Annotated in this window: 2 protein-coding genes and 1 pseudogene; 2 read left to right on the top strand and 1 reads right to left on the bottom strand. The window is 59.1% G+C overall.

The genetic code is table 11. The features are described 5' to 3' along the window. Positions 1 to 319 precede the first annotated feature (319 nt). Positions 320 to 1,024: an SDR family oxidoreductase gene (locus AAAB35_RS05850; RefSeq protein ID WP_340667277.1), complete on the bottom strand. Its 705-nt coding sequence runs from the start codon at positions 1,022 to 1,024 to the stop codon at positions 320 to 322. 130 nt (positions 1,025 to 1,154) lie between these two features. On the opposite strand from AAAB35_RS05850, the pseudogene AAAB35_RS05845 reads away from it, so the two are divergent. Beyond that, a pseudogene (locus AAAB35_RS05845) lies at positions 1,155 to 2,091 on the top strand (LysR substrate-binding domain-containing protein). Next, positions 2,088 to 2,306: hypothetical protein (locus tag AAAB35_RS05840; protein ID WP_340667276.1), on the top strand; the 219-nt coding region annotated here is incomplete at its 3' end. The pseudogene AAAB35_RS05845 and the gene AAAB35_RS05840, both read left to right, overlap by 4 nt.

Raw genomic sequence — 2,306 nt, 5'->3', positions numbered from 1 at the left:
GGTTGACCCCTTCATGCTCGGAGGTCTCCGGCCACCCGTCACCTCTGATCGATCAAAGCCTCACTGATACCGTCAACCAGGCACACGCCTCAAAGTCCGCGCCCCTCCCGCGCGAGCGGGTTCGTTCACTGGCGCAAAGCGGTCATCAATGAGCTGCCTGACCATAGCCCAAAGCAGGCATCGGAAATCCAAAAGCCTTGTATTGCTGGAGCGTCACGGAACCAGCTTCGCAGATGGCGAAGCTGGTTTACAAAGATGAAGTTGCTTCCTCAAACCAGGCCGAGAAAGCAAAATGCTATGAGTGCGGATTTATCTACGATTAGATAGACCGCGTCACGCCACCGTCGACACGAATGTTCTGGCCCGTGATGTAGGCCGCGCCATCAGAGGCGAGAAAAGATACCGTCGCCGCGATTTCCTCGCTCGTGCCATACCGCTTCATCGGCACGCTGTCGCGCCGCTCTTCGGTGGCCGGAAGGCTGTCGATCCAGCCGGGCAGGACATTGTTCATGCGGATGTTCTCGGCCGCATAGGTGTCGGCAAATACCTTGGTGAAGGATGCAAGCCCCGCCCGCGCCACCGCAGAGGTCGGGAACATCGCGCTCGGTTCAAAGGCCCAAGTGGTCGAGATGTTGATGATCGAGCCCGACTTCTGTCGCTGCATCACGGGGGTCACCAGCCGCGTCGGTCGCACCGCATTCAGGAAATAAACGTCGATCCCGGTGTGCCAGTCCTCATCCGTAATCTCAAGGATCGGCTTCCTCGGCCCATGACCCGCGCTGTTCACCAACACGTCAATCCGCCCCCAACGGTCCATCGCACCATCCACTAGGCGCTTCAGGTCGTCGTTGGATTGGTTCGATCCGGTGACACCGAATCCACCAAGTTCCTGCGCCAGTGCCTCGCCCTTGCCCGACGATGACAGAATGGCCACCTTGAAACCATCATCGGCCAAACGCCGGGCCGATGCAGCGCCCATGCCAGAACCACCCGCCACCACGACCGCCACTTTTTCTACCGACATATTTATCTCCCTGATCAGATATCTTGCGAGAACTTGCGCTGTTTGTTGAAACTATCGGAAAGATGATAGCATGCATGGCGTATGCACACGAACCAGAACGACGCTCATCATCCAGTAGAAAAACTATCGAATGGCAGACCGTATCCGACGACTCCCCGCGCTCAACGCATTACGCGCCTTCGAGGTCGCGTCGCGCTACCTGAACTTCCGGCTTCGCGGCTGAAGAGCTTGGGGTGACGCAGGGTGCCGTGGCGCAGCAAGTGCGCGGTTTGGAAGCTGCCCTTGGGCTGAAACTATTCGAACGCCACGCGCGGGCGCTCGCGCTCACCGAGGCCGGGCGCAGCTATGTCGGCAACATTCGCCGGGCGTTTGAGCTGATCTCCGATGCGACAGATTCCCTGAAACCCGAACCACGCCATCTAACCATCAGCGTGACACCGACCTTCGCCTCGCGTTGGTTGATCCCACGCTTGCCGGAGTTTACGGAAACGCATCCTGACATCGACCCGCGGATTTTGGCAACCGACCGGGTTTCCAGTTTCCAGACCGACGCGGTCGACCTGGCGGTCCGTTATGGGCGTCCGCCCTTCGGACCTGGCCTAACCGCCGACCTACTATTTGAACAGGTGATCGTAGCTGTCGCAAGTCCATTGCTGATCGAGAAGCTTGGGCCACCGGCAGTTCCAGAGAATCTCAAGCGTTACGCGTTGCTGCATGACGCTCATGATTTATGGCCCCAGTTTCTGGAAGTCGCCTTTCCGGGAGCGGCCACCACATCCGGTAAGAATATCCGGTTCAACCAAACCTCGCTTGCAATTGAGGCTGCGGCTGCCGGGCAGGGCCTTGCCCTCACCAGCCTGTTCTTTGTCACAGACGACCTTGCCTCCCGCCGGCTAGTCCGCCCGTTCACGACAGAATTGCGTATTGGAGCGGACTTCTATCTTGTCTCGCTTCGGAAGCCACGCCACCCGACCGCTGTCATCGAGGTTCGCGATTGGATGGGAGCGGCCAAGACTGGTGTAACTGACCGAGACATCGGCCCCGGATCAATCGCAGCGGTTAAGTGAATGATTTTCCCCCGCCATTGCCGGTGGTGCTTCTCATCCTGACGATTTGCGACGCCGCGAACTTTGGCAACGGCCGCAATGTCCGGTTTTGTGATGGGTTTCGGATACCGGCCATCCACATATTGGCCTGGCGCTGGGCCGGCGTTCCGAAAGCCTCCAGCGAAAGAACCCGCGGGATGGCGAGCGCGCGGTTCCCGGTCTATGGGGATTTGTGG

This window comes from Phyllobacterium sp., assembly GCF_037994425.1.
Taxonomy (GTDB): Bacteria; Pseudomonadota; Alphaproteobacteria; order Rhizobiales; family Rhizobiaceae; genus Phyllobacterium.
The sequence above is the reverse complement of the archived record's forward strand: the minus strand, read 5'-3'. Positions and strand labels throughout refer to the sequence as shown.

Coding starts and splice junctions, on each gene's coding strand:
- AAAB35_RS05850 (WP_340667277.1), bottom strand. CDS start 1,024: ATGTCGGTAGAAAAAGTGGCGGTCGTGGTGGCGGGTGGTTCTGGCATG.